The sequence below is a fragment of the uncultured Fibrobacter sp. genome, assembly GCF_947166265.1.
Classification (GTDB): domain Bacteria; phylum Fibrobacterota; class Fibrobacteria; order Fibrobacterales; family Fibrobacteraceae; genus Fibrobacter.
The window spans coordinates 36,178-63,038 of the sequence record NZ_CAMVDO010000010.1 but is presented as its reverse complement, the minus strand read 5'-3'; the positions used below and the strand labels follow the sequence as shown (position 1 = coordinate 63,038).

At 53.9% G+C, this 26,861-nt stretch carries 19 protein-coding genes and 1 tRNA gene; 14 read left to right on the top strand and 6 right to left on the bottom strand.

The annotated features are described in order from the left end of the window. Positions 1-96 precede the first annotated feature (96 nt). Positions 97-4,515 carry a glutamate synthase large subunit gene (gltB, locus tag Q0W37_RS07105; protein WP_297700131.1) on the top strand — a complete coding sequence of 1,473 codons (4,419 nt, stop codon included), beginning with the start codon at positions 97-99 and terminating at the stop codon, positions 4,513-4,515. A gap of 7 nt (positions 4,516-4,522) precedes the next feature. Further along, entirely contained in the window at positions 4,523-5,884 is a 1,362-nt protein-coding gene (locus Q0W37_RS07100; protein WP_297700128.1) for a glutamate synthase subunit beta, read from the top strand. A gap of 93 nt (positions 5,885-5,977) precedes the next feature. On the opposite strand, the gene Q0W37_RS07095 is transcribed toward Q0W37_RS07100, so the two are convergent. After that, the gene (locus Q0W37_RS07095; RefSeq protein WP_297700125.1) at positions 5,978-7,210 is read right to left on the bottom strand and encodes a hypothetical protein; all 1,233 of its coding nucleotides are present in this window, start codon (positions 7,208-7,210) and stop codon (positions 5,978-5,980) included. A gap of 14 nt (positions 7,211-7,224) precedes the next feature. Further along, positions 7,225-10,629 carry a transglycosylase domain-containing protein gene (locus Q0W37_RS07090; RefSeq protein ID WP_297700119.1) on the bottom strand — a complete coding sequence of 1,135 codons (3,405 nt, stop codon included), beginning with the start codon at positions 10,627-10,629 and terminating at the stop codon, positions 7,225-7,227. A 137-nt stretch (positions 10,630-10,766) separates the two neighbouring features. On the opposite strand from Q0W37_RS07090, the gene Q0W37_RS07085 reads away from it, so the two are divergent. The 10 genes from Q0W37_RS07085 (at position 10,767) to Q0W37_RS07040 (ending at position 19,311) form a co-directional block, all read left to right on the top strand. Further along, positions 10,767-10,855 (top strand) — tRNA-Ser (locus tag Q0W37_RS07085). Positions 10,856-10,978: 123 nt separating this feature from the next. Further along, complete coding sequence (locus Q0W37_RS07080) at positions 10,979-11,317, top strand: hypothetical protein (RefSeq protein WP_297700118.1); 339 nt, start codon at positions 10,979-10,981, stop codon at positions 11,315-11,317. Positions 11,318-11,384: 67 nt separating this feature from the next. Further along, positions 11,385-12,197 (top strand): LPS export ABC transporter periplasmic protein LptC, encoded by an 813-nt coding sequence (gene lptC / locus Q0W37_RS07075; protein ID WP_297700117.1) that lies wholly within the window; start codon positions 11,385-11,387, stop codon positions 12,195-12,197. Then, complete coding sequence (locus Q0W37_RS07070; RefSeq protein WP_297700115.1) at positions 12,194-13,723, top strand: hypothetical protein; 1,530 nt, start codon at positions 12,194-12,196, stop codon at positions 13,721-13,723. The genes lptC and Q0W37_RS07070 overlap by 4 nt, the downstream gene beginning before the upstream one ends. Before the next feature lie 48 nt (positions 13,724-13,771). Then, positions 13,772-14,509 (top strand): LPS export ABC transporter ATP-binding protein, encoded by a 738-nt coding sequence (gene lptB / locus Q0W37_RS07065; protein ID WP_088626871.1) that lies wholly within the window; start codon positions 13,772-13,774, stop codon positions 14,507-14,509. Between the two features lie 183 nt (positions 14,510-14,692). Further along, positions 14,693-16,327, top strand: coding sequence for an RNA polymerase factor sigma-54 (rpoN, locus tag Q0W37_RS07060; RefSeq protein WP_297700113.1), 1,635 nt, complete (start codon positions 14,693-14,695; stop codon positions 16,325-16,327). 156 nt (positions 16,328-16,483) lie between these two features. After that, a complete protein-coding gene (gene raiA, locus Q0W37_RS07055; protein WP_297700111.1) occupies positions 16,484-16,801 on the top strand; it encodes a ribosome-associated translation inhibitor RaiA in 318 nt (105 codons plus the stop codon). Between the two features lie 13 nt (positions 16,802-16,814). Continuing rightward, positions 16,815-17,846, top strand: coding sequence for an HPr(Ser) kinase/phosphatase (hprK, locus tag Q0W37_RS07050; protein ID WP_297700109.1), 1,032 nt, complete (start codon positions 16,815-16,817; stop codon positions 17,844-17,846). Further along, positions 17,839-18,756 (top strand): MlaD family protein, encoded by a 918-nt coding sequence (locus Q0W37_RS07045; protein WP_297700108.1) that lies wholly within the window; start codon positions 17,839-17,841, stop codon positions 18,754-18,756. Before hprK ends, Q0W37_RS07045 begins: the two co-directional genes overlap by 8 nt. Positions 18,757-18,840: 84 nt before the next feature. After that, positions 18,841-19,311 carry a TraR/DksA C4-type zinc finger protein gene (locus Q0W37_RS07040; RefSeq protein WP_297700106.1) on the top strand — a complete coding sequence of 157 codons (471 nt, stop codon included), beginning with the start codon at positions 18,841-18,843 and terminating at the stop codon, positions 19,309-19,311. Between the two features lie 174 nt (positions 19,312-19,485). On the opposite strand, the gene Q0W37_RS07035 is transcribed toward Q0W37_RS07040, so the two are convergent. Together Q0W37_RS07035 and Q0W37_RS07030 are read right to left on the bottom strand one after the other, a co-directional pair. Beyond that, positions 19,486-20,559, bottom strand: coding sequence for a glycoside hydrolase family 5 protein (locus tag Q0W37_RS07035; RefSeq protein ID WP_297700104.1), 1,074 nt, complete (start codon positions 20,557-20,559; stop codon positions 19,486-19,488). A gap of 35 nt (positions 20,560-20,594) precedes the next feature. After that, positions 20,595-20,885, bottom strand: coding sequence for a hypothetical protein (locus tag Q0W37_RS07030; protein WP_297700102.1), 291 nt, complete (start codon positions 20,883-20,885; stop codon positions 20,595-20,597). A gap of 84 nt (positions 20,886-20,969) precedes the next feature. Between Q0W37_RS07030 and Q0W37_RS07025 the strand changes: the two genes are divergently transcribed. After that, positions 20,970-21,791, top strand: a complete 822-nt coding sequence (locus Q0W37_RS07025) for a menaquinone biosynthetic enzyme MqnA/MqnD family protein (protein WP_297700100.1) — start codon at positions 20,970-20,972, stop codon at positions 21,789-21,791. 90 nt (positions 21,792-21,881) lie between these two features. Further along, the gene (locus Q0W37_RS07020; protein WP_297700098.1) at positions 21,882-22,775 is read left to right on the top strand and encodes a diguanylate cyclase; all 894 of its coding nucleotides are present in this window, start codon (positions 21,882-21,884) and stop codon (positions 22,773-22,775) included. Between the two features lie 109 nt (positions 22,776-22,884). Here Q0W37_RS07020 and Q0W37_RS07015 read toward each other — a convergent pair whose 3' ends face one another. Both Q0W37_RS07015 and Q0W37_RS07010 read right to left on the bottom strand, forming a co-directional pair. Beyond that, entirely contained in the window at positions 22,885-23,514 is a 630-nt protein-coding gene (locus Q0W37_RS07015; RefSeq protein WP_297700096.1) for a bifunctional 4-hydroxy-2-oxoglutarate aldolase/2-dehydro-3-deoxy-phosphogluconate aldolase, read from the bottom strand. Positions 23,515-23,609: 95 nt separating this feature from the next. Then, entirely contained in the window at positions 23,610-26,843 is a 3,234-nt protein-coding gene (locus tag Q0W37_RS07010; RefSeq protein ID WP_297700094.1) for a glycoside hydrolase family 9 protein, read from the bottom strand. Between the last annotated feature and the right edge of the window lie 18 nt (positions 26,844-26,861).

Sequence of the window (26,861 nt, the reverse complement as noted above, 5' to 3'; positions counted from 1 at the left end):
TTTTTGACCGCTTTTTCAATAATTGACGGGTGGTTTTGTCCATTTGGCACGGATTTTGCAAATACGGAGCGCAAAAAGTAATAACAAGGATTTTTTATGAACGCTCAAGCACTTTATGATCCGGCCAACGAACACGACGCCTGCGGTGTCGGTCTGGTTGCCAATATTAATAATGTTGCCTCGCACCAGATAGTGCTGCAGGGTATTACGGTCTTGAAAAGGCTCATGCATCGCGGTGCGGCTGGTGGCGACCCGGAAACGGGTGACGGCGCTGGCCTTTTGCTTTCTATGCCGCATAAGTTTTTCCGCAAGCTTTACCCGACGCTTCCGGCCCGTTACGGCGTGGCGATGTACTTTGTCGAAAATACGCTTGCCGCCGATGCCCTGGATGCCGAAATCAAGCGTGTTGCTGAATCTGAAGGTGTCGATGTTATCCAGTTCCGCGAAGTTCCGGTGAACCCCGCTACGATCGGTCACACGGCTCGCGAAACCTTGCCGCACATTCGTCAGGTGTTCTTTGACGGCTCCAAGTTCAAGACCAACGAAGAATTCGATATCAAGCTTTATGTGGTGCGCCGCCTGGTCGAAAAGACCTGCAAGGGTGTGTATGTTTGCAGCTGCAGCCGCAAGAGCATCGTTTACAAGGGCCTGTTGCTTGCAAGCCAAATCGAAGGTTTCTACAAGGACCTAAACGACCTCGATTTCGAAAGCCCGCTCGCTCTCGTTCACCAGCGTTATTCTACCAACACGTTCCCGACTTGGCCGCTCGCTCACCCGTTCCGCTACCTCGCTCACAACGGTGAAATCAACACCCTGCGCGGTAACCTGAACAGCCTGCGTGCCCGTGAACCGCTCCTGAAGAGCGAAGTCATCGGTGACGATTTGCCGAAGCTCTTGCCGCTCATTATGCCGGGCCAGAGCGACTCTGCTAGCCTTGATAATATGTTTGAGCTCCTCGTCGCAGCGGGCCGTAGCCTCCCGCATGCGATGATGATGCTCCTGCCGCAGGCTTGGGGCCAGAAGCATTACCTGGGCCGCGACGTGCGTGGTTTCTTTGAATACGAATCCATGCTCATGGAACCGTGGGATGGCCCTGCCGCCGTCGCTTTCTCTGATGGTGTGAACGCCGGTGCAATCCTTGACCGTAACGGCCTTCGTCCGGCACGTTACACTTTGTGTAAAGACGGTCTTTTCGTGATGGCTTCTGAAACGGGTGTGCTTGATTTGCAGGACGACGAAGTCGAAGAAAAGGGCCGCCTCAAGCCCGGTGAAATCATCTACCTCGATCTCGAAAATCACCACATCTTGAAGAACGCCGAAATGAAGGCTTACGTGGCCCGTAGCAAGCCGTATCGCCGCTGGGTTGCCGAAAACAAGATGAGCGTTCGTGGACTCTTTAGCGAAATTAACCCGGCCGACGTTCCTGACGATATTCTGGTGCAGCAGAAGCGTTTCGGTTACTCTGCCGAAGACCTCTCCATCATTTTGCAGCCCATGGCCAAGAACGGTGCAGAACCTATCGGTTCTATGGGTAACGACGCCGCTCTCGCCGTGCTTTCTGACAAGCCGCAGCCGCTGTTCAACTACTTCAAGCAGCTCTTTGCCCAGGTGACGAACCCGCCGATTGACCCGATTCGTGAAGAATTGGTGATGAGCCTTACGACTTACATCGGTAACCACGGTAACATCCTCGAAGAAACTCCAGAACAGGCGCACCTCATTAAGATTCCGCGCCCGATCGTGACCGAAGATGAAATTCGCCGCTTTGAAAACATCGGCGACAAGGCCTTCAAGGCCAAGGAACTCAAGATGCAGTTCCCGCTCGGTGGCAACGGGGAAGTCCTCGAAGCTGCCTTGCAGAACCTCGCTGGCGATGCCGTGCGTGCCGTGAATGACGGTTTCGACATCATCGTTCTGACCGACAAGAACATCGATTGGGGTTACGTGCCTATTCCGAGCTTGCTTGCCACGGCCAGCGTGAACCGTGCCCTTGTGGAAGCCGGTGTGCGTCCTGAAATCGGTTTGGTGGTGCAGTCCGGCGAAGTCCGCGAAGTCATGCACTTTGCATTGTTGCTCGGTTTCGGTGCTACGGTCATCAACCCGTATCTTGCCTTCCAGAGCATTACCAACATGTGCCACAACGGTGACCTCGATGTGGACCCGGTGACGGCTGCCGCCAACTATGTGAAGGCTGTCGATAAGGGCCTCCTCAAGATTATGTCGAAGATGGGTATTTCTACCCTCCGTAGCTACCGCAGCGCACAGATTTTCGAAGCTGTCGGCCTGAACAAGGAACTGATTGAAAAGTTCCTGCCGGGTACTGCAAGTCGCATCGAAGGTATCGGCCTCGAAGAAATCGCCGCAGAAGTGGGGGAACGCCAGAAGATTGCCTTTGCCGACGCAAGCAAGGTGCTTCAGTCTGGTGGTCAGTACGCTTACCGCAAAGAAGGCGAAAAGCACTTGTGGACTCCGCAGTCCTTGGCCGCATTCCGTCAGGCTGTGCAGGGCGGCGACTACGAAAAGTTCAAGGTTTACAGCAAGCTCATTAACGATCAGTCTGAACGTCAGGCAACGCTCCGCGGCCTCTTCAAGTTCAAGGATGCAACTCCGATCGATATTTCCGAAGTCGAAAGTCGCGAATCCATTGTCAAGCACTTTGTGGCAGGCGCTATGAGCCTTGGTTCTTTGAGTCCCGAAGCTCACGAAACCATTGCTATCGCCATGAACCGCATCGGTGCCATGAGCAACTGTGGTGAAGGTGGTGAAGACCCGGATCGTGATACTCCGGCTCCTAATGGTGATATCCGTAGCTCTGCTATTCGTCAGATTGCTTCTGGCCGTTTTGGTGTCACGATTGATTACCTGCGCCACGCAAAGGATTTGCAGATCAAGATGGCTCAGGGTGCAAAGCCCGGTGAAGGTGGCCAGCTGCCGGCTCACAAGGTGAACGACTTTGTGGCTCGCATCCGTCACAGTACGCCGAATGTGTCGCTGATTTCTCCTCCGCCGCACCACGATATTTACTCTATCGAAGACTTGGCACAGCTCATTTACGACCTACGTAACTCCAACCCGAAGGCTCGTGTTTCTGTGAAGCTCGTGTCCGAAGTGGGTGTGGGTACGGTTGCTGCCGGTGTTGCCAAGGCTCATGCCGACGTGGTGCTCATTTCTGGCCACGATGGCGGTACGGGTGCATCTCCGCTGACTTCTATCAAGCATGCCGGCCTTCCGTGGGAACTCGGTATTGCCGAAGCGGAGCAGACCCTTGTGCTCAACGACTTGCGCGGTCGTATCAAGCTCCAGGTCGATGGCCAGCTCAAGACGGGCCGCGACATTGTGGTGGCAGCGCTCCTCGGTGCCGAAGAATTCGGCTTTGCTACGAACCTGCTCGTTAGCCTTGGCTGCGTGATGGACCGCAAGTGCCATACGAACCAGTGCCCCATGGGTATTGCAACGCAGGATGCCGACTTCCGCAAGCGCTTTGCAGGCAAGCCGGAATACGTCGAAAACTTCTTGTTCTTCATCGCCGACGAAGTCCGCGAAATCCTCGCAAGCCTCGGCCTCCGCTCTCTCGAAGAAGCCTGCGGCCGTAGCGACCTCCTCGAAAAGGATTCCGCCATCGCCTTCTACAAGGCGAAGAACCTCGACTTCTCCAAGATTTTCGAAACCGTCAAGGGCGGCGTCAAGTCTTACGACAAGAACTATGTCAAGGAAGAACTGGTCAACTTCGACCGCCGCGAACTCTTGCCGTTTGTCAAGGAAACCCTCGAAAAGGGTACTGCCGTGGAACTCTGCACGGTGGTGCACAACACCGACCGTACGGTGGGTACGGAACTTTCCGGCGAAGTGGACGAACACTTTGGCGTGAAGGGCCTTCCCGAAGATACCATCCGCATTCACCTTCAGGGTGTTGCGGGCCAGAGCTTCGGTGCTTTCCTTGCTCCGGGCGTCACGCTCGATTTGGAAGGCGAAGCCAACGACTTTATGGGCAAGGGTCTCTCGGGTGGTAAGATTATCGTGCGCCCGCCGCACAACGCCACTTTCAAGGCCGAAGACAACGTCATTGCCGGTAACGTGATCGGTTACGGTGGTACCAGCGGTAAGGTGTTCATTAACGGTCTTGCCGGCGAACGCTTCGGTATCCGTAACTCCGGTATGCTCCTTGTCAGCGAAGGCGTGGGTGACCACGGTTGCGAATACATGACGGGTGGCCGCGTGGTCGTGCTCGGTCGCGTGGGCGTGAACTTCGCCGCAGGTATGACAGGTGGCTTTGCTTACGTGTACGACGAAACGGGTCACTTCGACCTGAGTTGCAACGTAGGCTCTGTGGACCTTGAAAGCGTGCTTGCCGGTACCGACAGCGAACGCGAACTCATTGACTTTATTGAACAGCACGTTCAGGCAACGGGTAGCGAAAAGGGTAAGCGCATCCTTGAAAATTGGAACAGCGAACGTCCGAAGTTCGTGAAGATCTTCCCGGTCGACTACAGGAACGCATTGGCAAAGAAGGGCTGAGGTTTATATGCAAGAAATTAAAAGAATCGCAGATGTTTACCGCCCTGTCGAAGAGCGAATTAAGGACAATAATGAAGTCGAACGTCGCTTGACTTCACTAGAAATCGTACAGCAGGGGTCACGCTGCCATAGTTGTGGAATCCCGTTCTGTCACGGTGCGGGTTGTCCGCTCGGTAACCTGGTGCCCGAATTCAATGCGGCTGTCGCTGCAGGGAATGCGGAACGCGCCTACAACGTTATCAGCAAGACGGCGTTCTTCCCCGAATTTACGGGCCGCGTTTGCCCCGCCCTTTGTGAATCCGCTTGTACGGGCAATGTGCATAACGACCCCGTCATGGTTCGTCAGATTGAAAAGTATATCATCGAAACCGCCTTCGAAGAGGGCCGCGTAACGCTCCCCGCTGCCGAATGGAACGGCAAGACTGCCGCGGTCATCGGCTCGGGTCCTGCAGGTCTCTTTGCTGCCGAAGCGCTCCGCCGCAAGGGCTACGCCGTTACCGTTTACGAAAAACGTGAAAAGGTGGGCGGCCTCCTGCGTTACGGTATTCCGAACTGGAAACTCGACAAGTCGGTCATCGATCGCCGCGTCAAGCTCCTCGAAGAAGCGGGCATCAAGTTCGTTTGCAGCACCGAAATCGGTAAGGATATCTCGGCCGAATACATCCACAAGAATTTTGACGAAGTCTTCCTCGCCATCGGTACGCCGAATGCTCGTGACCTGAAAATCCCGGGCCGCGAAGCCGAAGGTATCTTCCTCGCACTCGATTTCTTGCATGGCGCAAACAAACCCGGCGAAACGAATCCTGAAAAGTTCAGCGCCAAGGGCCGCAAGGTCCTGGTGATTGGCGGTGGCGATACGGGTAACGACTGTGTGGGCAAGGCGATCCGCGAAGGGTGCGAAAGCGTGCTCCAGGTGGAATTTATGCCTAAGCCGCCCGAGGAACGTTCTCCGTCCACTCCGTGGCCGGATTGGCCGTACATGCTGCGTACTAGCTATGCTCAGCACGAAGGCGGTGAACGCCGCTGGAATGTATCTTCCAAGCAGTTCATCGTGAAAGATGGCCGCGTCGCAGGCGTCGAAGCTGTCCGCGTGGAATGGGAAATGTCCCCGCAGGGCCGCCCGCTCAAGCCGAACGAAGTTCCGAATTCTACCGAAGTCATCGAAACCGATTTGGTTGTGCTCGCCATGGGCTTCACTGGGGTTCCGGCCGAAGGCATCGTGAACGATCTGGGTCTCCAGCTGACACCGCGTACCGCGATCATTCCGGACCCCGCTCGTCACATTTACGCTGTCGGTGACTGTGCAAATGGCGCGTCCCTTGTGGTCCGCGCCATGGCCGATGCAAAGGCAAAAGTTGCTTCTCTTTAGTATTGCGCCATAGATCTAAAGAAAAGAGACTCTAGTCCTACTAGAAAAACCCGCATCTCTGATGCGGGTTTTTCGTTATCCAATTTTTTAAGGTTACTTCGCCATTTCCTTTTCCAGGAACTGCTTGTTTTCGATGACCTTCTGCTTTTGCGGATTGTCGGGGTATTCGGCAAGGCATTTGTCCAGCGGGGCGATTGATTCTTGCAGTAGCTTTTTCTTCTTTGCGCTGTCTTTCTGCTTTTGCGCCTTGGCGAATGTCTGGCTAGTCGCCTTGCGCTGCTTGGTGCAGAAGGCGTCTGCGAGTTTCACGTAGCGTTCGTTCGCTTCCTTACGCAACTTGCTGGATTTTAGTTTGTTCAAAAGTTCCTTGGCTTCGGCGAACTTTTCCTTTTGCATTAGGGTGTCTGCCTTGGCGAGAGCCTTTGCGGGGTCGTTCGATTCCCAGTATTTTGCCGCTGCGGCGTCGTTTGCCTGGGCAAGTTCCTTGATGTGGTCAATTAGTGCCTGAATCTGGAGAGCCTCTTCGAAATCGCGGTAACGCATCTGCAGCGTCACTGCCTGCTTTTCGGCTTCGGCAAATTGCGCCTGGTTGTCGGCGAGCGCCTTGATGGCGTCATATTCCTTTTTCGCCTTGGCAAGCGTATTCTTGTAGGCGGTTTCCTTCTGCATTTTGGCCCACTGCGTCAGGGAATCTCCCGGAGCAAGCGCAATCAGGCTGTCTGCAGTTTCTGCGACAAGGTCATAGTTTGCGTTTGCGCGGTTCATGTTCTGAATTTGGAAAACCATCGGCTCGAACGCCTTTGCCTTTTCGGCGCGGGTCTTGCCGAATTCGTTCAGCATGGAATCCGCCTTCGTTTCCCACTGCGCCCACAGGGGCTTGATGACGCGGAAACGTTCCAGGTAGGCCGTCGCGGAATCCGTGAAACCGGCCTTGTACAGGGTGTCGGCGTAGTCGAAGATGCTCTGGATGAGCGCGGGAATTTCCGTGTACGGGTCTGTTGGCGTCTTGTCGGTGCTTGCGACGGGTCTCGTCTCGGTGCTTGCCGTCGGAATGTTTTCCGGTGTATTCAGACGGTGGCTGTCGAGCGCCTGCGAATTGAAGTAGACTTCGCTTTGTCCGTTGTCGCCGAGAGACTTTGATGCTGTTGCGGCCTGGTCGGAGTCTTTCGGTGCGTTGGCCTGTTCAAGCTCAATGACGTTGCCAGGGTTCTTCTCCGTTTCTGTCTGCGGATTTGTTTCGGGTGCGGGAGCGTTTCCCACGCACGCCGTCAGTGCAAAAGCACCTGCTACCAATAAAGAGTGAATACCAAAAAATTTATTATTCATAATTTCGTTTGTCACTATTCCGCTTCAATGGGAACGAAGGCGTTCTTGCTGTCAAAGCCATCCGGCAAGTCCCAGTCGTCATCCTTGGGCATTGCGGCTGCCTTCGGTTGAGCGGGCTGTGTGGGTTGAGCGGCGGGCTGCGTTGTAGCCGGAGCGCTCGTGGGAGCCGCTGTCGTCGCGGCTGTGGCTGGTGGGATGGTTGCAGGTGCGGCTTCAACAGCGGCATTGGTCGCGTTTTCGGCCGTGGCACTAGCCGGAGCAGCATTCGGTGCGGTCGCTTCTGTTGCAGGGACCACTGCATTCGCGGTTTCTGCGGCGGTTGTCTGCGGGGCGCCGGAACCTTCCGCCGGTGCAGCCTGTTCTGCCGGAGCCGCTTCCGTTGCAGGCATCGGGAGGCTTACCATGATTCCGTTTTCGGCGGCTGTTTCTGCGGCGGCGCTCTGCACCTGCGGCGGTGTAAATCCCGGCACGTCAATCCACGGGAGCGGTCTGCCCTGTTCGGCACCTGCGCCTGCCATCACGTTTCCGCTCATCGGGTCAACGGTCAGCTGGCCACGTTCGTTGGGGAGCACCAACGGCACTTCGCCTGCGGCAAGCATCGAAATGTCGAGGAAGTCAATCTTTTCGGGAATGCCGAGGATTTCTATTTCCTTCTTCGCGAAGTCAGCCCATTGCGGAAGGCCGCCGCTTGCGCCTGCAATACGCGTACGTCCGGATTTCAGCGGCTTGTTGTCATCGAAACCGACGTAGCTTCCGATGGCGACCACGGAGTCCGTCGAAATACCGTTCTTCGTTTCCACGTAGGTGGGGAGTGCGCCCATGAACGCCACGTTCCTGTAATCGTTGGTGGTACCGGTCTTTCCGAGAGCGGGGTAGCGCAGCGTCACGGACTGGTCGGGCGAGGTCACGGTCATGTGGGTGTACTGGCTGCGGGCCGTTCCGTTCACGAACACGGAATGGAGCATCACCGCCATCTGCGAGGTAATCGTATCACCGAGCACCACCTTGCTTTCGACCTTGTTCCTAAAGATCACCTTGCCGTCGCGGTTCTTGATTTCCTTGATAAAGCAGGGCTCGGTCCAGTCGCCGTCCAGGCACTTGAACACCTTGCCGGTAAGCATCGTCTGGTAGGCGGTTGAAATTTCGGCGAGCGTAATGTCGTTCACGCCAAGCGGCATGCTGAACACCTTCTGCAGCTTCTGACGGATGCCGATTTCTTTTGCGAACCGTGCGTATTCCGCGAACGAAAGTGAACGCCTAAAGTCTGGCCAGTAACGCAGATGTTCGGCATCGAGGTAATCCACTTCGCTGTCCACCGGTTCAATCATCGTCGAAAGTCGCTTCATGTCGGCGAGCGTAAAGTGGTGGTGCAGCACCACCGAGTCAAGCGGCGGGAGTTCGATGGTCGGGTCGAGTTCCTTGGCCTGGCGGTCGCGCAGGATTTCGGCGTAGCGTTTGTAGTTGTGATTGATGAACCCAATAATCTTCGAATCCTTTTTAGCCTGCTTGATCGCGAGGTCGCTGTAGGTTCCGTAGCGCAGGTTCAGCACGTCCATCGCCTTTTCTTCCTTGCCTTCGTTCTTGTAGCGTTCGGCGAGGGCGTCGCGGGCCTTGGTGAATTCGATTTCGCGCTTGATGTCTTCCTTGAGAATCAGACCGAACTTGTCGCGTAGACGCTCGAAGTATTTCTTGGTGTCTTCCTCTTCGGTACGGGCGTAGCCATTTGCGGCGGCAACCTCGTTGAATTCCTCGGGCGAAAGCTTGTCGAGCAGGTGTTCCAGAAGCCAGATGCTTGCGATGTTTTCGGAACGGGTCGTTGCCCAGGCGATGCTTACGATATCGCCCTTGTTCTTGTGGTCGGGACGCGGGAAGTAGAACTGGTTTGTGAACTGGAAAACGTTGAAGTCGTTTTCGAGCATGTCCAAGTAGTTCCAGTGGTGCTTGAGCGCAAGAGCGTAAAGAATCGGTTTCCAACTGGAACCCAGCTGGCGCACCGCCTTGAAGCTGCGGTCGAATCCGGTGTTGTGGAATCCGCCCTGGCTTGCAATCACGTTTCCGTTCTGGATGGCGAAAAGCCCTCCCTGAAGCACGGGTTCCGTTTCAATCTGGCAGGGGGCGAAACCATCGACGGTCTTGTCGTCCATCACGCTCACGAGGAGAATGGCGCCTTTCTTGAGCTGCGGGGCGAGAATCTTGTTCACGTCGCCGCCGGCCTTTTTCGCGAAGTCCTTGACGGCCGCTTCGGAAACCATTCCCTTGAGCTGCCCGAATCCGAGCAGGATCGATTTCAGGGAACCCTTCTCGTCGACCATGATGCTGTCTACGGTGCCATACAGGTAGTCGCCCTTGCGTGCGTTCTGGGCACGGTTAGCAAACTGCGCCTTCGGAAGGACGAAACCGCCTAGCTGCATCTGGAGTCCGCTGATGTTTGCCTGGAGAGCGGTCTTCGCGGCGTCCTGGCTTCTTTCGTCCAGGGTCGTGGTGATCGAGAGCTGAGCCTTTCTCCAGTCCTCGATTCCTTCGGCTTCGAACTTTTTCTGGAAATATTCGCCGTCGAGCTTTTCTTCGATGCGGTCGAGCATGGTGCTTACGCTAAAGCGGAAGTTGCCGTGATTGAATTCGAGCGGCTTTGCAAGGGCTGCGTTCATGTCCTCTTGCGAAATGTACTTTTCTTCGACCATGCGTCCGAGCACGTATTCCAGGCGTTCCTTGCCACGGGCAAGTGCCATTTCACGGCGCTCGGTGCTGCGCTGGATAAACGGGTCGTAGTTGAAGGGGCCTTTCACCGAGCCAGCGATAAAGGCGCATTCGGCAAGCGTCAGGTCCTTGAGTTCCTTGTTAAAAAAGTACTGCGCTGCGATGGCGACACCCTTTCCGGTGCCCGAAACGTGGAACTGGTTCAGGTAGAATTCGAGGATTTCTTCCTTGCTGAAGTGCTTTTCCATGCGGAGCGCGTTGATAAGCTCCTTGCCTTTTTCCTTGATGCTCCTTTCTTCGCGGCCAAAAATGTTCTTGACGGTCTGTTGCGTAAGGGTAGAACCGCCTTGGCGCATGTGGCCGCTTTTCAGGTTGGAAACCATGGCGCGGGTGAATCCGTAGATGCTGAAGCCGTCGTGGTTCCAGTAGCCGGCGTCTTCGGCGGCGATCAGGGCGTTCACGATATTCGTGGGGATGTCGCCGTAGGGCACGTAAACGCGGTGGTTGGCATCGAAAAAGGCGCCCAGGAGTTTATCGCCGTCGTTGTAGTAGACGCGGGTCTCGCCCGAAAGAACCTGCAATATGGTGGATCGGTTGAACTGGTTGTCCGGATCCTGGGTCGGGAGGATCTTGAAGACGACGATGTAGGCGGGGATGCAACAGATGAGGCCGACCAACGCGAAGGCGGCCACGATTTTGAACAGTTTAGAGAAAAATCGCATGCCCGAAATGTAGAAATTTTGGATTTTTGCTCCGCCGAATGTAAAAAAATGTGGCATTTTGGAGCTAAATTTGGGGTTTTTGACGCTTTACCCTTGAAATTTTGCCGATTTTTATCTAAAATTTGTGTCCCCAAGATGGGAAGATGGCCGAGCTGGCCGAAGGCGCGTCCCTGCTAAGGACGTATAGGACTTAATCCTATCGCGAGTTCGAATCTCGCTCTTCCCGCTGCAAAGACCCCTAGGAGCAATCCTGGGGGTCTTTTGCTTCTCTAAAAAACGATTTTTTTTGCATTTTTACTCATTTCAAATTATATATTATGAGAGAAAGTTTTACCTCAAGGAGTTTAAAATGAAAGCATCTAGTTTCTTTGCTGGTCTTGCCGTGGGTGCCATCGCCGCTATTGCCGCTTCCAAGAAGATTAAAACCCTTTGTGCCGACGAGGACGATTCTTGCGAATGCGACGCCGCCCTCAAGGATGCCGAAAATACGGTACAGAGCCTCCGCAGCTCTGCCGACAGCCTTCTGAACGACCTTAAGACCCAGACCGAGGCCAAGCAGACGTACGCCGCCCAGTGTGAAGACCTCAAGGACCAGGTGGCAAAGAAGGACGCCGAAATCGAGAACTTGAAGAATATCTGCGACAAGCAGGCTGGCGAAATCAGCAAGCTCGAGGCCGGCCAGGGCTAAAAAGGAAACTACGCCTTGTCGTGTATTTTCTAAATTGACCTTCGTGGCACGATTTTTGCATAGACAAATGATTGAAGGACTGGTACTTGCATCGGTCCTTTTTGTGCTGTGCGTTCTGCTTTCGGCCTGCGAAGATATCGAAGAGGAAAAGCCGTGGCTTCAGGTGGAGCGCCCAGAAATGCTCTTTACCGACACGACCCTCATGGACAGCTACGACAAGGGTGTCCTTTCCTGGAAACTGAAGACCGCCTATCTGGAACGCTGGGGCGACAAGGAAGTCGTTTTCGTGCGTCCGGTGCTGGTGGATATCTACGATTCCCTCGGGGAACGTACTGCGTTCCTGCGTGCGGATTCGGGACGTATGGACTTGAAGTTCACTTACGTGTATGCCTACGGGCACGTGTATGCGCTGACCCCCAAGGGTGCCTCGGTGCGTTCCGATTCGCTTATCTGGAACAAGCGGGACAACCTGGTGACGACCGAAAGCTATGTCCGTGTGGTGAGCGAAGAAGGCGACGTGTTGCAGGGACAGGGTTTCGTGAGCGATGCCCACATGGACAACTGGCGGATTCTTTCGAACGTGACTGGCATTTTCCAGGATGCCGCAAGGCGCCTGAAGGACGAAGACAAGAAAGAGGCGAAGGAAATCGAGACGCGTGATAGTGTCCAGGCTGCGTCCCCGGCGCCGGCTGCTCCTATGCAGACCAAGGGTGTCACACCCTCTCCGAGTGCTGCTACCCCGAACGCGACAAGCTCCGTTACGCCCCCTGCGGTAACGCCGAAACCGGATTCCGCAGTCGAAAAGAACGAAAAGACTCTTGTCGAAAAAATCAAAAAAAGGGGCGAACGCGTGAAGGCAAAATCGAGGGACGCTAAATGACGTTCTCCCTCTTTCCGGTGCTGAAAAGATTCCTGCCTGTACTGATGGTCGTTTTCCTTGCGACAGGTGCGGTGGCGCAGACGTCACCCTTGATTATGCGGCATGCCGACAGCCTTGCCGTGGCGAGAAAGCGCGGAACGCTTCTGTTGCAGGGGCGTGTCCATTTTGTTCATGACAGTATCCAGTTCCGTACGCAGCGGGCTTTCTGGAATAAGTCCATGGAAAGCGTGCAGTGCAGCGGCGGTTTCCAGTTTACGCACCCTTCGGGCTACATCATTGCGCAGAACGGACTGTACCAGAAAAAGATAGGCCTTGCGACGGCGACAAACGACGTGCATGCGGGGGATTCGGCGAACTCGTATCTTTTTACGGGCGAATACCTGGAATACGACCGCGAAAAGGAAATCCTCACCATGCCGCAAAAGCCGAATCTTTACCAGTACGAAACTCAGAAAGACGGAACGGTCGATACGCTCGCGATTTCGGCGAAGCGCATTATCTACAACAAGAAGGACGCCTTTGCCGAAGCCTACGGCGACGTGCGCATTGCCAAGAAGGATATGATCATTACGGGCGATACGGGGTATTTCGACCGCAAGAACGACTGGCTTTCGATGACGGGCGTACGCTTGACTCAAAACGACATGGTCGTCACTTGTGATTCAGGCTTTTTTGACCATAAGAACAACTGGCTTTCCATGAAGGGGCATCCGACCTGCGACATGAAGAACTACCACCTGACGGGTGACTCCATTTTCCTGAAACTGGATTCTGCAGGAAAGTCGCTAAAGTCTGCTCTAGTGATTCGGAACGCGCACGGCGTACAACAGGAAGAGGCCAAGAAAAACGCCCCCGGTCATGTGACCGAGGCCTTCGGCGATACGTTATATGCGGAATTCAACAACGATAAGATCGAACGGCTCTACGTGAACCTGAATGCACGTGGATTCTTTTACGAAGATGACCTCAAGGACTACCGTAACCTGATGGATGGCGACCGCCTCGACCTGTACTTCAACCAGGGCAAGATGGACAAGGCGGTTGTTTCGGGCAAGGCGCAGAGCACCTATTTTTACGTGAAGAAGGATCGTTCCGTCGCGGGCAAGAACGAGGCGGCGGGCGATACGATTCACATTCTCTTCGACGCCCAGAAGAACGCGGTGAAGTCGCTTAGGCTCCTTGGCGGCGGCACCATGGCGAGTGGCCGCTACATCGACATGGAAAAGACGGAACGCAACAAGAAGGCCCTGCTGGATTCGCTCAATGCGGCGGCTGCGACCAAGGCAACCGAAACTGGTGACAAGAAGGATGTTGACAAAAAGCAGAAAAAGAACGATAAGAAAGAAGCGGACAAGAAACAAGTAGACAAGAAGCCCGATTCGACTCTAAAGAAGGACTCCGATAAAAAGTCGGAAACCCGTGAAAATAACAAGGGTGAAAAGAAAGAGAACGAAAAGATGAGCCGCAGATTGGAAATGATGAAAAAAGCGCGAGAACAGTCTAAATCTGCGCCGAAAGATTTGTAAATTGGTAACTGTATTGGCCGAAGGTCGCAAGAAAGAAGAGAATAGATTTTGAAGAACTTAGTGAGTACCATACGTACGGAACACCTGAGAAAGGTCTATGGCGGTCGCCAGGTCGTAAGCGACGTGTCCATCCGCGTATCGCAGGGCGAAATCGTAGGACTGCTCGGCCCGAACGGTGCCGGCAAGACGACCTCGTTCTATATGATTGTGGGAATGGTACGCCCGGAATCGGGGCACATTTTCCTCGATGACATCGAGATGACCGACAAGCCCATGTACAAGCGTGCGCGCCTCGGCATCGGCTACCTGCCGCAGGAAGCTTCCATTTTTCGCAAGCTTTCTGTTGAAGACAACATCATGGCGATTCTTGAGACGCAGAACATGAAGCGTTCCGAACGCAAGAGGCGCCTCGAGGAACTGCTCGAGGAATTCAAGATTACGCATATCCGCAAGACCAAGTCCATGAGTTGCTCGGGCGGTGAACGCCGCCGCTTGGAAATTGCGCGCGCCCTCGCAAGCGACCCGTCCTTCCTGTTGCTCGACGAACCCTTTGCCGGTATCGACCCGATTGCCGTGGCCGACATCCAGTCCATTATTTCGGGCCTCAAGGAACGGGGCATGGGCGTTCTCATCACAGACCACAACGTGCGCGAGACGCTCTCGATTACCGACCGTGCCTATATCATGTACAAGAGCCAGGTGCTTACGGAAGGTTCTTCGGAATACTTGGCGAACGACCCCGAAGCCCGCCGCATTTACCTAGGAGACAGCTTCAGCCTGGGATAGACGAGAGAACGCTTCGCCTACGGCTTCGCTACAGACTAGAGACGAAAGGTTTTTAAATATGAAAAATAAGTTTATTAATGATATGTATTTGGCTAAAGCTGTGATAGGTGCTTCCCTTATTCCTCATCTTTCTTTCGTCTCTCCTCTCTCCTCTCTCGTCTAAAAATGCCTATGGATTTCGGTTTGCAACTTGGTACTTCTCAGCGTCTGGAGCAGACTTTGTCGCCCCAGCTTCGGCAGTTTGTCGCCATTCTGCAGAAGAATTCCCTGGAACTCGATACCGCCATCAAGGAAGAACTGGAGAGCAATCCGCTGTTGGAGCTGGATGACTCCGCCCCTATCGAGGAACGCGAAGTACACGACGACGAACTTCCCGATTCCGGCGCGGAACTCAAGGACGAGCGTCCGGACAATTACGACGATTACGATTCCGCCGACTACTCTTCGCTCGAAGACAGCGCCGTAGGCGACAGCCGCCTTCTCGACGGCTCCGATGGCGAAGACATCAACTACGAACAGTACCTGAAGGACGGCTCCATGAACGAGGACGCCCCTTTCAAGGACTTGAATGCATCGGGTGGCGATGCCGACGACGAGTGGGACCGTCCCATCAAGGATAACGGCAAGAGCCTTCAGGACAAGCTGCGAGACCAGCTCCTGCTCTGGTCGGGCACACGCGAACAGCTGGAGCAGCTTCTCCAGAGCAACTGCTCCGAAAAGAAATTCCGTTCCCTGGTGGAATATCTGATCGATTCTCTCGACGAGAACGGCTTTCTGCAGGTGGTTTCCTCCGATGAGCTTCCGGTGCGTCCGTCGAACGACCCGCTGATTAACGAAATCGAGTCGATGCTCCATGACGAAATTTCCCTGGAGGATTGCTCGCTTCCGGTGCGCGAGGCTGTCCATGTGCTGCAGGGGTTCAACCCGCGCGGAATCGGCGCCCGTAACCAGCGCGAATGTTTCTTGATTCAGGCGTACGCGATTCCCGATTTTCCGCCCCTCGGGATACAGATTCTTGAAAAATGCTACGAGGACCTGCTTGCGCTCCGTTATGCAAAGATCGGAAAGGCTCTGGGGGTTGCGACCGACGATGTCCAGCGTGCCGTGGCAAGCTTTGCGCGTCTCAATCCGCATCCCGGATTCCAGCTGTCGAATTCCCGTGAGCACATGGTGAGTCCCGATCTCAAGATCGTGGAACGTCATGGCAGGCGCGAGGTGGAGTCGATCCGTTCTCCTATCCAGAAAAGGCTCCGCATTAATCAGACCTACCAGGCCATCTTGACCGACAAGAACGCTTCCAAGGCGGATCGCGACTATGTCAAGGATCACCTGAAAAAGGCGACGGAGTTTATCAAGACGATCGATGACCGTTCCTCGACCATCGAGAAGGTGATGCGTGCTATCTTCGCGCGCCAGAAGGATTTCTTTACCAAGGGTCCCGCGTTCCTCAAGCCCATGGTGCAGCAGGACATTGCCGACGATATCAAGCGCGACGTGAGCACCGTGAACCGTTCCGTCAACGGGAAGTACGTCGACACCCCTTACGGAATCTTCGAACTCAAGCAGTTTTTCACGTCTGGAGTCAAGCAGGCGGTTCAGAGCGAGTCCTCGGAGGCCGAGTCGCTCAGTTCGGCGACCATTCTGGACGCCATCAAGAAGCTGATCGACGCCGAAGACAAGAAAAAGCCGCTTTCGGACCAGGCGATTACGGACAAGCTGATGGAGCAGGGAATCCAGGTTGCAAGGCGTACCGTTGCCAAGTACCGCGAAAACGAGCTGCATATTTTGCCCGCAAGCAAGCGAAAACAGGTCATTTAGGCCATTTTTTTAGCGAATATTCCAACTTGGAATAAAAAAAAATGACTTTTTTTTTAAAAAGTCTTTGTTTTTGAACAAAAAAAGATGTATATACACTAAACGTGGGGGCAGGAAGCCCCTCGATAAAATAAGAACCCTTTCTAAGGAGGTTATATCATGGATATTCAGTTCTCTGCTCGTCATTTTAACGCTTCTGCCGGACTTCAGGATCGCATTCAAGAAGAAATGGACAAATTGGCCCGTTTCTACCCGAATATCACCAGTGCCTCCGTTATTCTTGACCACGAAGTTGAACATCAGCGCCATTGTGAAATTACTGTGAATATTACCGGTGCGCAGGTGGTTGCTTCCGCCGATGAAGAAAATATGGGCAAGGCCGTCGATGTGACGCTTGAACGCATCAAGGTGCAGCTCAAGAAGGCAAACGACAAGCAGAACGATCATCGTGCCCAGCCCGTATCCGAAGTCGTATAACCGGTAAAGAATCGTGGCTGAGTCTAGATTGAAAGACATCAAGATCCTGCACCGGGAACGTCTCCTGGTGCGGGACTTTTTTTTGCATTATGGCAAGGACCTCCAGATGGCCTGCCATTCCCCGGAATCTGCGCTGGACGCCCCCATTGCCGAAAGCGGCATCCACAGGCCGGGTCTTGCCATGGCGGGCTTCACCAAGGTTTACAGTTCGCAGCAGATCCAGGTGGTAGGGCATACCGAATGGAACTATCTCGAATCGATTGGTCACGAGGGCCGCGCAAAAGTTTTTGAAAACTTGTCTGTATACAAGGCCCCGATGTGGGTGGTGACGCATTCGCAGATGCCGCACCCGGAACTTCGGGACATGTGCGAACGGCTGAATATTCCGCTGTTCTCGACGACGCTCCACACCTACGAGTTCAACAAGATTGCGCAACGCATCTTGGAAGAGTTCTTTGCGCCCCATGCCGTGATTCACGGCAGCCTCGTGGACGTTTATGGCGTGGGTATGCTCTATATCGGCGACAGCAACGTGGGCAAGTCGGAATGTGTGCTGGACCTCGTGGAAAGCGGGCACCGTATGGTGGCCGACGACGTGGTTCACATCAGCAATGTGGGACGAGCGATTATCGGACGCCCCGATCCCCTGATCAAGCACCACATGGAAATCCGAGGCGTGGGTATTCTCGATATCCGCTCCATGTTCGGTATCCACGCAATTCGCAAGGTGAAAAAGATTGAAACCATCGTGGAGCTGCAGCAGTGGCAGCGCGATGGCGGTTATGACCGTACGGGGCTCAACGAGCAGGAAGAAGAAATCATGGGGGTGAAAATCCCGAAGGTCGTGATTCCTGTGGCGCCGGGCAAGAACCTTACCGTCATTTCCGAGGTCATTGCCATGAATACCCTGATGAAATACAGCGGTCAGAACGTGGCACAGGACTTCAACGAGGCCTTAATGCAAAAGATTAAGGCGAAGGCCAAGGGTGAGTATGTCGATGATTTGTTAGATTTCGACAATCAGAATTGGTCTTACTATGAATAGATTCACGAGGCTCATCAAAGAGAACCTGCTGCCTTTTGTTGTTTTTGTCATTCTTGCGGGCGCATGCTGCTGCGCCTGGTATTTCTATCATCCGGCAAGCCCATACCATGCACGGTACCGCTTTGTCGTTTCCTACGATGCCGTCGGTACGCTTTCTCCCGGAAACCGCGTCGAGGTACGCGGCATTTCGTGCGGAAAGATCATCAAGGTCGAACTCACGGAAGAGGCTGTCTATGTGACGGTCGAGGTGCTTGCCAATACGGTGATTCCCAAGAATTCCGCCTTCAGGCTCATCAACTCGGGCCTGATGGGTGAACGTGAAATGTGCATTCTTACGGGTGACAGCCCCGAACGGGTCGCAGACGGCGACACGCTGTTCGGGCACTTTGACGAGGGCATGTCGGGCGTTAGCCGTAAAATTTCGTCCGTCCTTGACGACCTGGGTGAAATCCGCGATACGGTCCGCGCCTTTTTGGATACCCTTTCCGACGGGTCTGCGGCCATGCGCCTTAACCGTGTATCGACAAAGGCCGACCGCTTGGTAAAGCTTACCAAGGGCAATATGTCCGAATGGAAGGGCGAAGTCGACGCCCTGCTCGAAAAGTGCGACAATTCGCTCTTGCAGGCCAAGTCCGCGCTGGAAGGTGTGTCGTCTAGGGCGGGGGCCAAGCTTAACGACGTGGACGTTCTTCTGGACCGCGCACAGAAATTGCTCTCCAAGGTCATGGAACTGAAGGACCAGAGTACCGACATCATGAATAAGCTTGCGCAAGGGGACAATTCCGCCGGACTCCTACTCGACAAGAATGCTCAGTTCAATAAGGAACTCGATAAGCTGCTAAAGGACGTCGATTCCCTGCTAAAAGACGTCATAAAGGGTGGCCTGGTCATAAATATTGATATTTTTTAAAAAAAGTTTACCCTTTTTCGAAAAAAAAAGTTATTTATCAGTTTATTGATACAAAAGAATTTAATTCCAACCAAGGAGTAACCCATGGCTGAAAAGAAACCTGTGAAGATGAGTGACGAAGACCTCAAGTTCTTCGAAGATATGTTGATCGAAAAACGCCGCCAGATTGTCACGGCGCAGAGCGACTTTGACAAGACGGAATCCTTCAAGAACCAGGCCCAGGCGGGCGAAGGTGGCGAATCCAACAGCGCAGACCTCGCGACCGACTACAACGCCCTCGAAACGAACTTTTCCCTGGCGGCCCGCGAGGGTAAGTACCTGGTGTACCTGGAAGAGGCGCTCAAGCGTATCAAGAAGGGTACCTTCGGTATCTGCAAGGTCTGTGGCGAACTCATTCCGAAGGCCCGCCTGATTGCGGTCCCGACTGCGACCAAGTGCGTGAACTGCAAGGAAGAAACCAAGCGCAAGGAAAAGGAAGACAGCCGCCTTGAAATGGCCCGTATGCTTGCCGAAGCCCAGCGCCGCGAAATGCAGAAGAAAGCCGCCGGAAAGTAATAGAGATCGCACCTGCGGTGCTCTGGGCAATGAGCTTTGAGTAACGAGGTGTACATGAAAATTTCAAAGCCCTGAACAGGGGCTTTTTTATAAGAAAAGCCTGGCGATTGCCAGGCAATTTTTTCTCAGAGGCACGTTAGTGCCGTGCTCACACCTCAGAGCTAGGCGAGCTCACTACCCCTTGGCGAGCAGTTCCATCAGCTCGTTGTCGAGTCTTTCCGGATTGTCGTACTGCTTGAGGCTCTGGTGCAGCGACTCGCCCTTGGAGACAAGGCCGAAGTCGAGGTTCTTGTAGTTCCAGTAGCTGTAGCCCACGTCCGCGTCGCGGAGGATTTCCATGAAGTCCTTCATCCACGCGAGCTGGTACTGTCGGGCGACTTGCACGTACACGCCGAACTCGTTGCAGGCGACCGGCAGGTCGTACTTTGCACGGAAATCGAGCGCGTTCTGGATGCTCTCCTGGAGGCGCGCCTTGTCCCACTTGCCGTACTCCACGTCGAGGCGCGTGGCGCCGCCCTGCTCGGGGGCGGCATAGTCGCCCGGCCACGGGCGTTCAATCTTGAAGAACGGGTCGCGGATCCATTCGGCACCCTGGTGCGTAAACGTCACCGGCGTGTAGGTGTGGAAACTATAGATGGCGTTGTCGTCGTCGAGCGGAGTCAGGTACTTGAACTCGCGGGCGCTGTTCCACTTGTTGCTCCCTACCACGATGGTGTTCTTCGGGGCATGCTTGCGGATCGCCCAGAAAATTTCGTCCTTTACTTTGTCCCAAACAAGGGAATCTGCCGCGGCGGGTTCGTTCAGGAGTTCCATCATCACGCGCTGCTCGCCGCTGTAGCGTTCCGCCATGAAGGACCATACCTTGGCAGTATCCTTGCGGGCGTCGGCGCTCACGAAGAAGGGCTGTTCCTGGTACGAACCCAGATGAAAGTCGTGTCCCGGGCACTTGTGCAAGTCGAGGATCACGTCGAGGTCGCATGCCTGGATGTCCTTGATGGCCTTGTCGAGGAGCGTGAACACCTCGTCTTTCGGCTTGAGTGAACCTTCGTCAAAGAGGTTGAAGTAGTCCACCGGCAGGCGTACGTGGTTGAACCCCGCACCGCGGATGCGCTTGAAATCGCTTACGCCGAGGAATGTCTTGATGTGTTCAATGATCCCTGGAAAACCGACGGGATCTTTTTCCTGGATGCAGTCTACCTGACTGAACCAGCCACCCAAATTTACTCCCCGCAGTCTTTCTTTAATCATTGTGTCACCTGTGTGTGCGAAAAGGCTGAATTGCCTTACTCGTTTACAATCGTGAGGTCTTCTTCGGCGATGTTCAGGCTCATGATGACTTCCATGTCATCGGGCAAGTCCTTGAAATCGACCACCAGTCCGACCTTTTTCGATTCGTCCTTCTGCTTTTCGAACAGGACGACATCGTAAATCCTCATCTTCACCACCGCCTCTTGCGTGACGGGGATTTCTACAGTCATGCCCTTGCTAATGGGGCCTTCAACAATCTTGCCCTTGAACACCAGGGAAGTCTGGTCGTCGCCGAGCGAAGTCTTCTTTACATGAAATACAGCCATTATACCTTAGCCATTTTCGGTTATTCATCTGTTATTTGGTTCTAGACCCTGTTGCAGGTCGTGGGGAAAAATTAACTTTTTTACATGGCTTTACGAGTTGGACGTATCCCTTTTTTAGTCTGTGCGCCGTTTTTTCATGACGTCCTCGGACGCGAGTCCCGTCTTACCGACGTGGAATTTGTGGACGGTCCTCCGAGTGCGCATTGTAGGGGGCTTAAGGATGGTTCCATTCATTTGTCGCCGGCCTCTTCCATCACGTTTGCGCAGAAACCGGGCGCCTTTGTGCTTGCTTCGGACATTTGTACCTCGTGCTCGTTTGAAGTCCGTTCCGTTAAGTTGTTTGCAAAGTGCGCTATCGAGGATTTGAACGGGTGTACGGTGCGCCTGACGGGGCAGAGCATGACGTCGGTGAACCTCTTGAAGGTCCTCTTGAAGGAACGTTTCGGGGTTACGCCGGTCTATGTGACGGGGGCGTATGAACCCTCCGATGACGCCTGCCTGTTGATCGGGGACCAGGCCTTGGAAGAAAACGAACGCCATCGTTTTGCTTTTGGGTACGATTTGGGAGCCTTGTGGCAGGACTGGCAGCACGTGCCGTTCGTTTTTGGTGCATGGATCATTTCGAAGCGCGCTTTGGAAGATGACCTAAGACAAAGTCTAATCCGCTATATGCAGGCGACCCGCGAAAGCATCGAAAAGTTTAGGGAGAATCCGTCGAGGGCGCTGGACCACTGGCTTGCGCGTTACCCTGTGGATTTGCCGCGTGATGTTATCGAGAATTATTATCCGGCGCTGGACTACCGTTTTACCGATGAACGCAAGCACTCCCTTTCGCTCTTTTTTGAACATGCGGCCGGACTCGGTCTGATTAAAGAGGCCCCGGCGCTGGAATTCCTCCAAATTTGAGCCGGTTGCGGTGCTGTCGACCCCTGCGTTTATAGACGCGTACGTAATATTATATTATTTTAAGATTACGAAGGCGTGGCATGCGCTTGTATGCAGCCTGAATTAAAGGAGATCCGCGGAATGGTCGAAGAAAAAATCCTGATTGTTGACGACAATGCCGAAGTTTTGGAAAAAACAACCGAACTGTTGACGCAGGTTGGCTACAAGGTTATTTGCAAGGCGTCTGGTGAAGAGGCCTTGGACTATCTGAACGAAAACGCTGTAGACCTGGTTCTCCTGGATATCAACATGCCGGACATGAACGGTTACGAAGTTTGCCTGAGAATCCGCCAGCGCTATGCGCTCGATGACCTTCCGGTGGTGTTCTTGACGAGTCGCGAAGATTCTGACAGCGTCACCAAGGGTTTCCAGTCGGGCGCTTCTGATTTTGTAAGCAAGAGCGCTGTTCCCGAAATTCTTTTGGCGCGTGTGAACGTGCATATTCGCCTTGCCCGTTCCCTCCGTAACTTGAGGGATATCTCCTTGACAGACGATATGACCGGCTGCTTTAACCGTCGCCATGGCGTGTTCTCGCTCCGCGAATGGTTCTCGCGTTCCAAGCGTTACGGGACGCAGTTTGCCGTTATCTATTTCGACTTGAACAGCCTGAAAGCGACAAACGACAAGTACGGCCATCAGGCGGGCGACCTGCTCCTGCGTTCGGTGTCAAGTACCGTAAAGAACATGTTGCGCGAAACGGACCTACTTTTCCGTATGGGTGGCGACGAGTTTATGGTCATTTGTCCTGAAACGGATAAGAAGGGCGCTATCGTTTGTGCGGAACGTATGCAGAAGGCCGTTTCCGAAATCACGATTGTCGATAAGCAGGCTTCCTTTGCTTACGGTATTGCGCACTCCAGCGAAGACTACAAGGAGATGGATGACATGCTGCACAGCGCCGACGTTTCCATGTACAAGATGAAGCAGGAAATGCGGAAGAAGTGACACGAACGTGTCATCCTGAGTGGAGAGCCGTAAGGCTCGGAATCGAAGGATCTTTAGTAGACGTCATCCTGGAGGTCCGAAGGACCGACGGGATCCAGGGGGGGGCTTGCTACTTAATTGCAGCGAGTAGGGCCTTTAACTTATCTGCGATCGTCTTCCAGTCGCCTGCGGCCATAAGTTTCGGGTCGTAGATGCTTGCACCGAACGAAACAAGATTTGCTCCTGCCTTGAGGTAGGACTTTACGTTTTCGGCGTTCACTCCGCCACATGCCATCAGCGGAATGTCGCGGAACGGGCCTCGCAGCGCCTTGATGTATTCGGGACCGCCTACACAGTTCACCGGGAAAATCTTCACGGCGGTGGCGCCCAGGTCGTATGCTTTCTGCACTTCGGTCGGGGTTAATGCGCCCGGAATAATCGGGATGCGTGCCGTGGCCGAGAGGCGGATGATTTCGTTACGGGTGTTGGGCGTCACGATAAATTCGGCGCCTGCGGCAATGGCCTTGTCGAGGTCGCTTCCGTGGCGGACTGTCCCTGCACCTACGGCAATGCCGTAAGGCTTAGCGGCGGCCTTCAGGTCTGCGATGATTGCTTCGGCGTTTGCGGTGTTCATGGTGACTTCGATCGCCTTGAGTCCACATTCGGCAGCGGTCTTTATGCAGGCTTCTTCTGCGCCCTGGGGAATGTCGCGGAGAATGCCCACGACCGGCATCGGTTGTAAAAATTCAAGCAGATTCATACCCTAAATATATATGAAAAAAACTCAAATGTGTACAACGAAAAAACAAAAAAAGTCGGCTTTGCGGGCCGACTTTTTCATGACATGTAATGCGCTTACTTGATTTTAATCGCCTTGGTGGCAAGGAGCTTGCCTTCTGACGTGAGTCTTGCTATCATGGCGCCGCGGTGCGGGAGATTTGCGAGGTTCACTTCGGTAGACGATCCATTAAAGGTTTGCGCTAGGAGCAAGTTCCCGAGGACGTCGAAAATCTTGAGTGTCTTGGTTCCCTGGGCGCTTGCCTGCACAAAGAGCGTGTTGCGGCTGAGCTGCATCTGGGCGCTGGGCTTTTGGGCTACCTTTACGATGCCTACGCGATCGTCAGTGGTGTTGCCGGGGCCGTAACCCCACAAGAGCTTGCCCTTGCTGCGGATGACGATGTACGGGGCCTTGGGGGCTTCCTGAATATCACCGCGTTCCTTGTCCCAGTCAGGAGCGCCTTCGTAGGCCGGAGCGTCGTCGCTTGCCTTGTGTGTGGTAAAGCTCCAGCTATCCGTAGCCTTGATTTTTGCAGGGTAGCGCACCTTGCTCGTGTCGTTTTCGGAAACGGCCGTGATGGCGACTAGATCAATACGGAGCCTAGATCCGACTTCAACGGTTCCTATGTCCAGCGGAACAGCCCAGGTGTAAGTCTTTTTCTTTTTGTTGTACGTCCCCTCGATTTTTTCATATTCACGTTTGCGGAGATCTTTTCTTACCTGTTCGTTATTTTCGCACGGGTGGCTGTATGTAGCGATGTCGTATTCCGTACAAAGGTCCATATCGAAGGCGATGTCGCCATCATTGACTTCGTCTTCAGTAGCTTCAAAATAGATGTAGACAACAACGCTGTCTAGCTTACTCATAGATGAATTTGGAATGTGAATGCTGAATGCTTCCAGGTCGCCCCAGTCGTAATGATACGCAGTGGCGTAGGCTCCGATTTCGGGGAAGGGGGTTGCATCCTCTGTCTTGCAGTTGTCGCACTTCTTTTCGTAGTAGTTGCTACCGCCGTTACTTACAATGGTGAGGGCTGAAAGGAGCGTGGCCGAAGCGTCGAGGCAGGTTTCAGACAAATGATAGTCTTCCCAACTCATGTTGTCGGGAACTAGGGAATTCTCTTCGCTGGGGGTGATGCCTCCAAATAGTGCTCCGGTGGGGCTGACATACTTGTAGTTATGGGCCGCCGTATTTCTGCCTTCAGGGTTTGCGGCACGGTGATGCGGGTGAGCGTCGTTCTTGTCACCCACGCCATACACGAAGGAGATGTCCCATGGGTTCACACCGAACATATAGTTCAGCTGGTTAATACCGAGTTGTTTCATTTCTTCGGCCTTCCAGTTTGGGGTGCCCATAATTGGAAGCTCGATTCCCTGCTTTTCGATATCGGCTGCGACATCGGCGTACGCAAGAACTTCAAAGATGTTGCCCGCTTGATAACGGTTGAAAATCCAGGTCTGGTCCGTCATCATGGCATACCAAATGTGGTCAAATGTTAAGGAACCTCTCACTTTCCAAGCCGGGCCCTGGCCACCGGGAATGCTCGGCAACGCTATGGAAGCGGAACCATCTCCGGACATATCCTCAAGGTTCAGGATCATGCTCGTAATGCAGTCTTCCACTGCGTTCAGCCATTCCGTTTCGGTAAGGCCGTAAGTCTTGGTTGCCTTCTTCTTGTCTGCAAGAATCAGCTTGTACAGGGCGTAGGTCGCGTATGCGTAGGAGTTTGCCCAGCTCGTGTTCTTTCCGTTCTTCAGAAAGCCCTTGTCATTCGTGACAAACCAGCCTCCTTCAAAGGCTCCTGCACCGTCCATATATTCTTGCCCAGTCACCAGGTTCTTGGTGCGAATCATATCGTCGGCGTATTCTTCCTTGCCGGTGGCGTACAGGAGTGCTACCGAAGCGAGGGCCAGGTCGTCGTAAAATTCGTTGTTGCCGTTATAGGCGGGGGTACTCCAACCTGCAGCTTTTGTGTTGTTCTTGAAAGGCTTCTTGCCATCGTATGTTGACTTACCCTGGGCGAGGCTCTTGGCAAAGTCGTACATCTTTTCGGCGACCATCAAGCAACTGTCCGCGAAGTCCTTGTCGTACTTGGCGTAGTCCTTGCTCAAGATGGCAAGACCTGCAACGATTTCACCTGCGATGTTGGAACCGAGTTCACCGAGGCGAATGCTGCGATCTTCGGGGCCTCCGCGATAGCTTGTCGTCACATAGTCCTGAACTTCGGGGCGTCCCCAAAAACCATGGTCGCTGCCGAAGCTACCTACGGAAACAGGCATGTCATCAATGACGCCGTCTGCTACGCGGTATGCCCTCAGGAAAAAGTCTGCACCGTGTTTTGCCTCGCGTAAAACGTCGGGAATATTGTCGGTTTTTACAAATTCGGCGTGGTTATAGGCGTAGTGGTCTACGTCCTTGGAGGGGTTGGTGGCCGACATCACGGCGAGAGTCATGAATGAAAATGCCAGTGTCTGCGATTCCTTCAGGTGGTCACCGCAGTCGTACCAGCCGCCTTGTAGGTCGCCCGCTTTAGATGAAAGTTTAGCATCTGATTCCTTGGGTGAGTAACTATCGCCTAAAACGACTTTGCCTGCACCGTCCTTGACGTGGCTCGGGCCGTGAAACCAGGATTCGGAGTTGCCGCTACGTTGAATGCCGAAGAACTTGAGCGTGGCATCTTTCGCCATCGTGTAAACGTCGTCGCTAACAATGAAGGTGCTCGAGACATCTTGGCCGACCTTGATGCGCAGGCGCTTGTCAGTCGGTACGGACTGCGGAATGTTTCCGATTTGGATAATTCCTGTTGGTCCCGTGAAATCAACTTGGTAACGCTTTTGGTCGTTTGTTGCGGCATTGGTGCCTGCGATAATGGTCCAGTCGCTCCAGGTTTTTATTCTACTAGAGGTAAAGGTTCCCGTGATTTTGGTCTTGAACGATTTTCCATTGGCATCGACCACTTCGAAGTTTGTCGCTGTTCCTACGTAGTAGAATTGACGCTCCTGGTCGCTTTCTAGGTATCCGGCCTGGTTTACGCGGATGGGCGAAATGTGGGTGTTAATGGCATCGAAGTAGGCCTGGTCCAAGGTGTCGGGCATCAGTTCGCCCGCCTTGAAACTTTCGGGAGTGGCGGGAATATCTAAAACGCCAATCCTCTTGGTGACGGTTGCGTCGAACTTATCGAACGCCGTCGAATCCCAACTCAGGGGCCACGTCGGGCGAATCAGGTCATAAGGCGTGGTGGCCGCCATTGCGGCCGTCGCTGAAAATGCAAGGGCAGAGGCGATTGCGAGCGGCTGAATTTTTTTCTTCATAATTACCTCCGAGAGGAT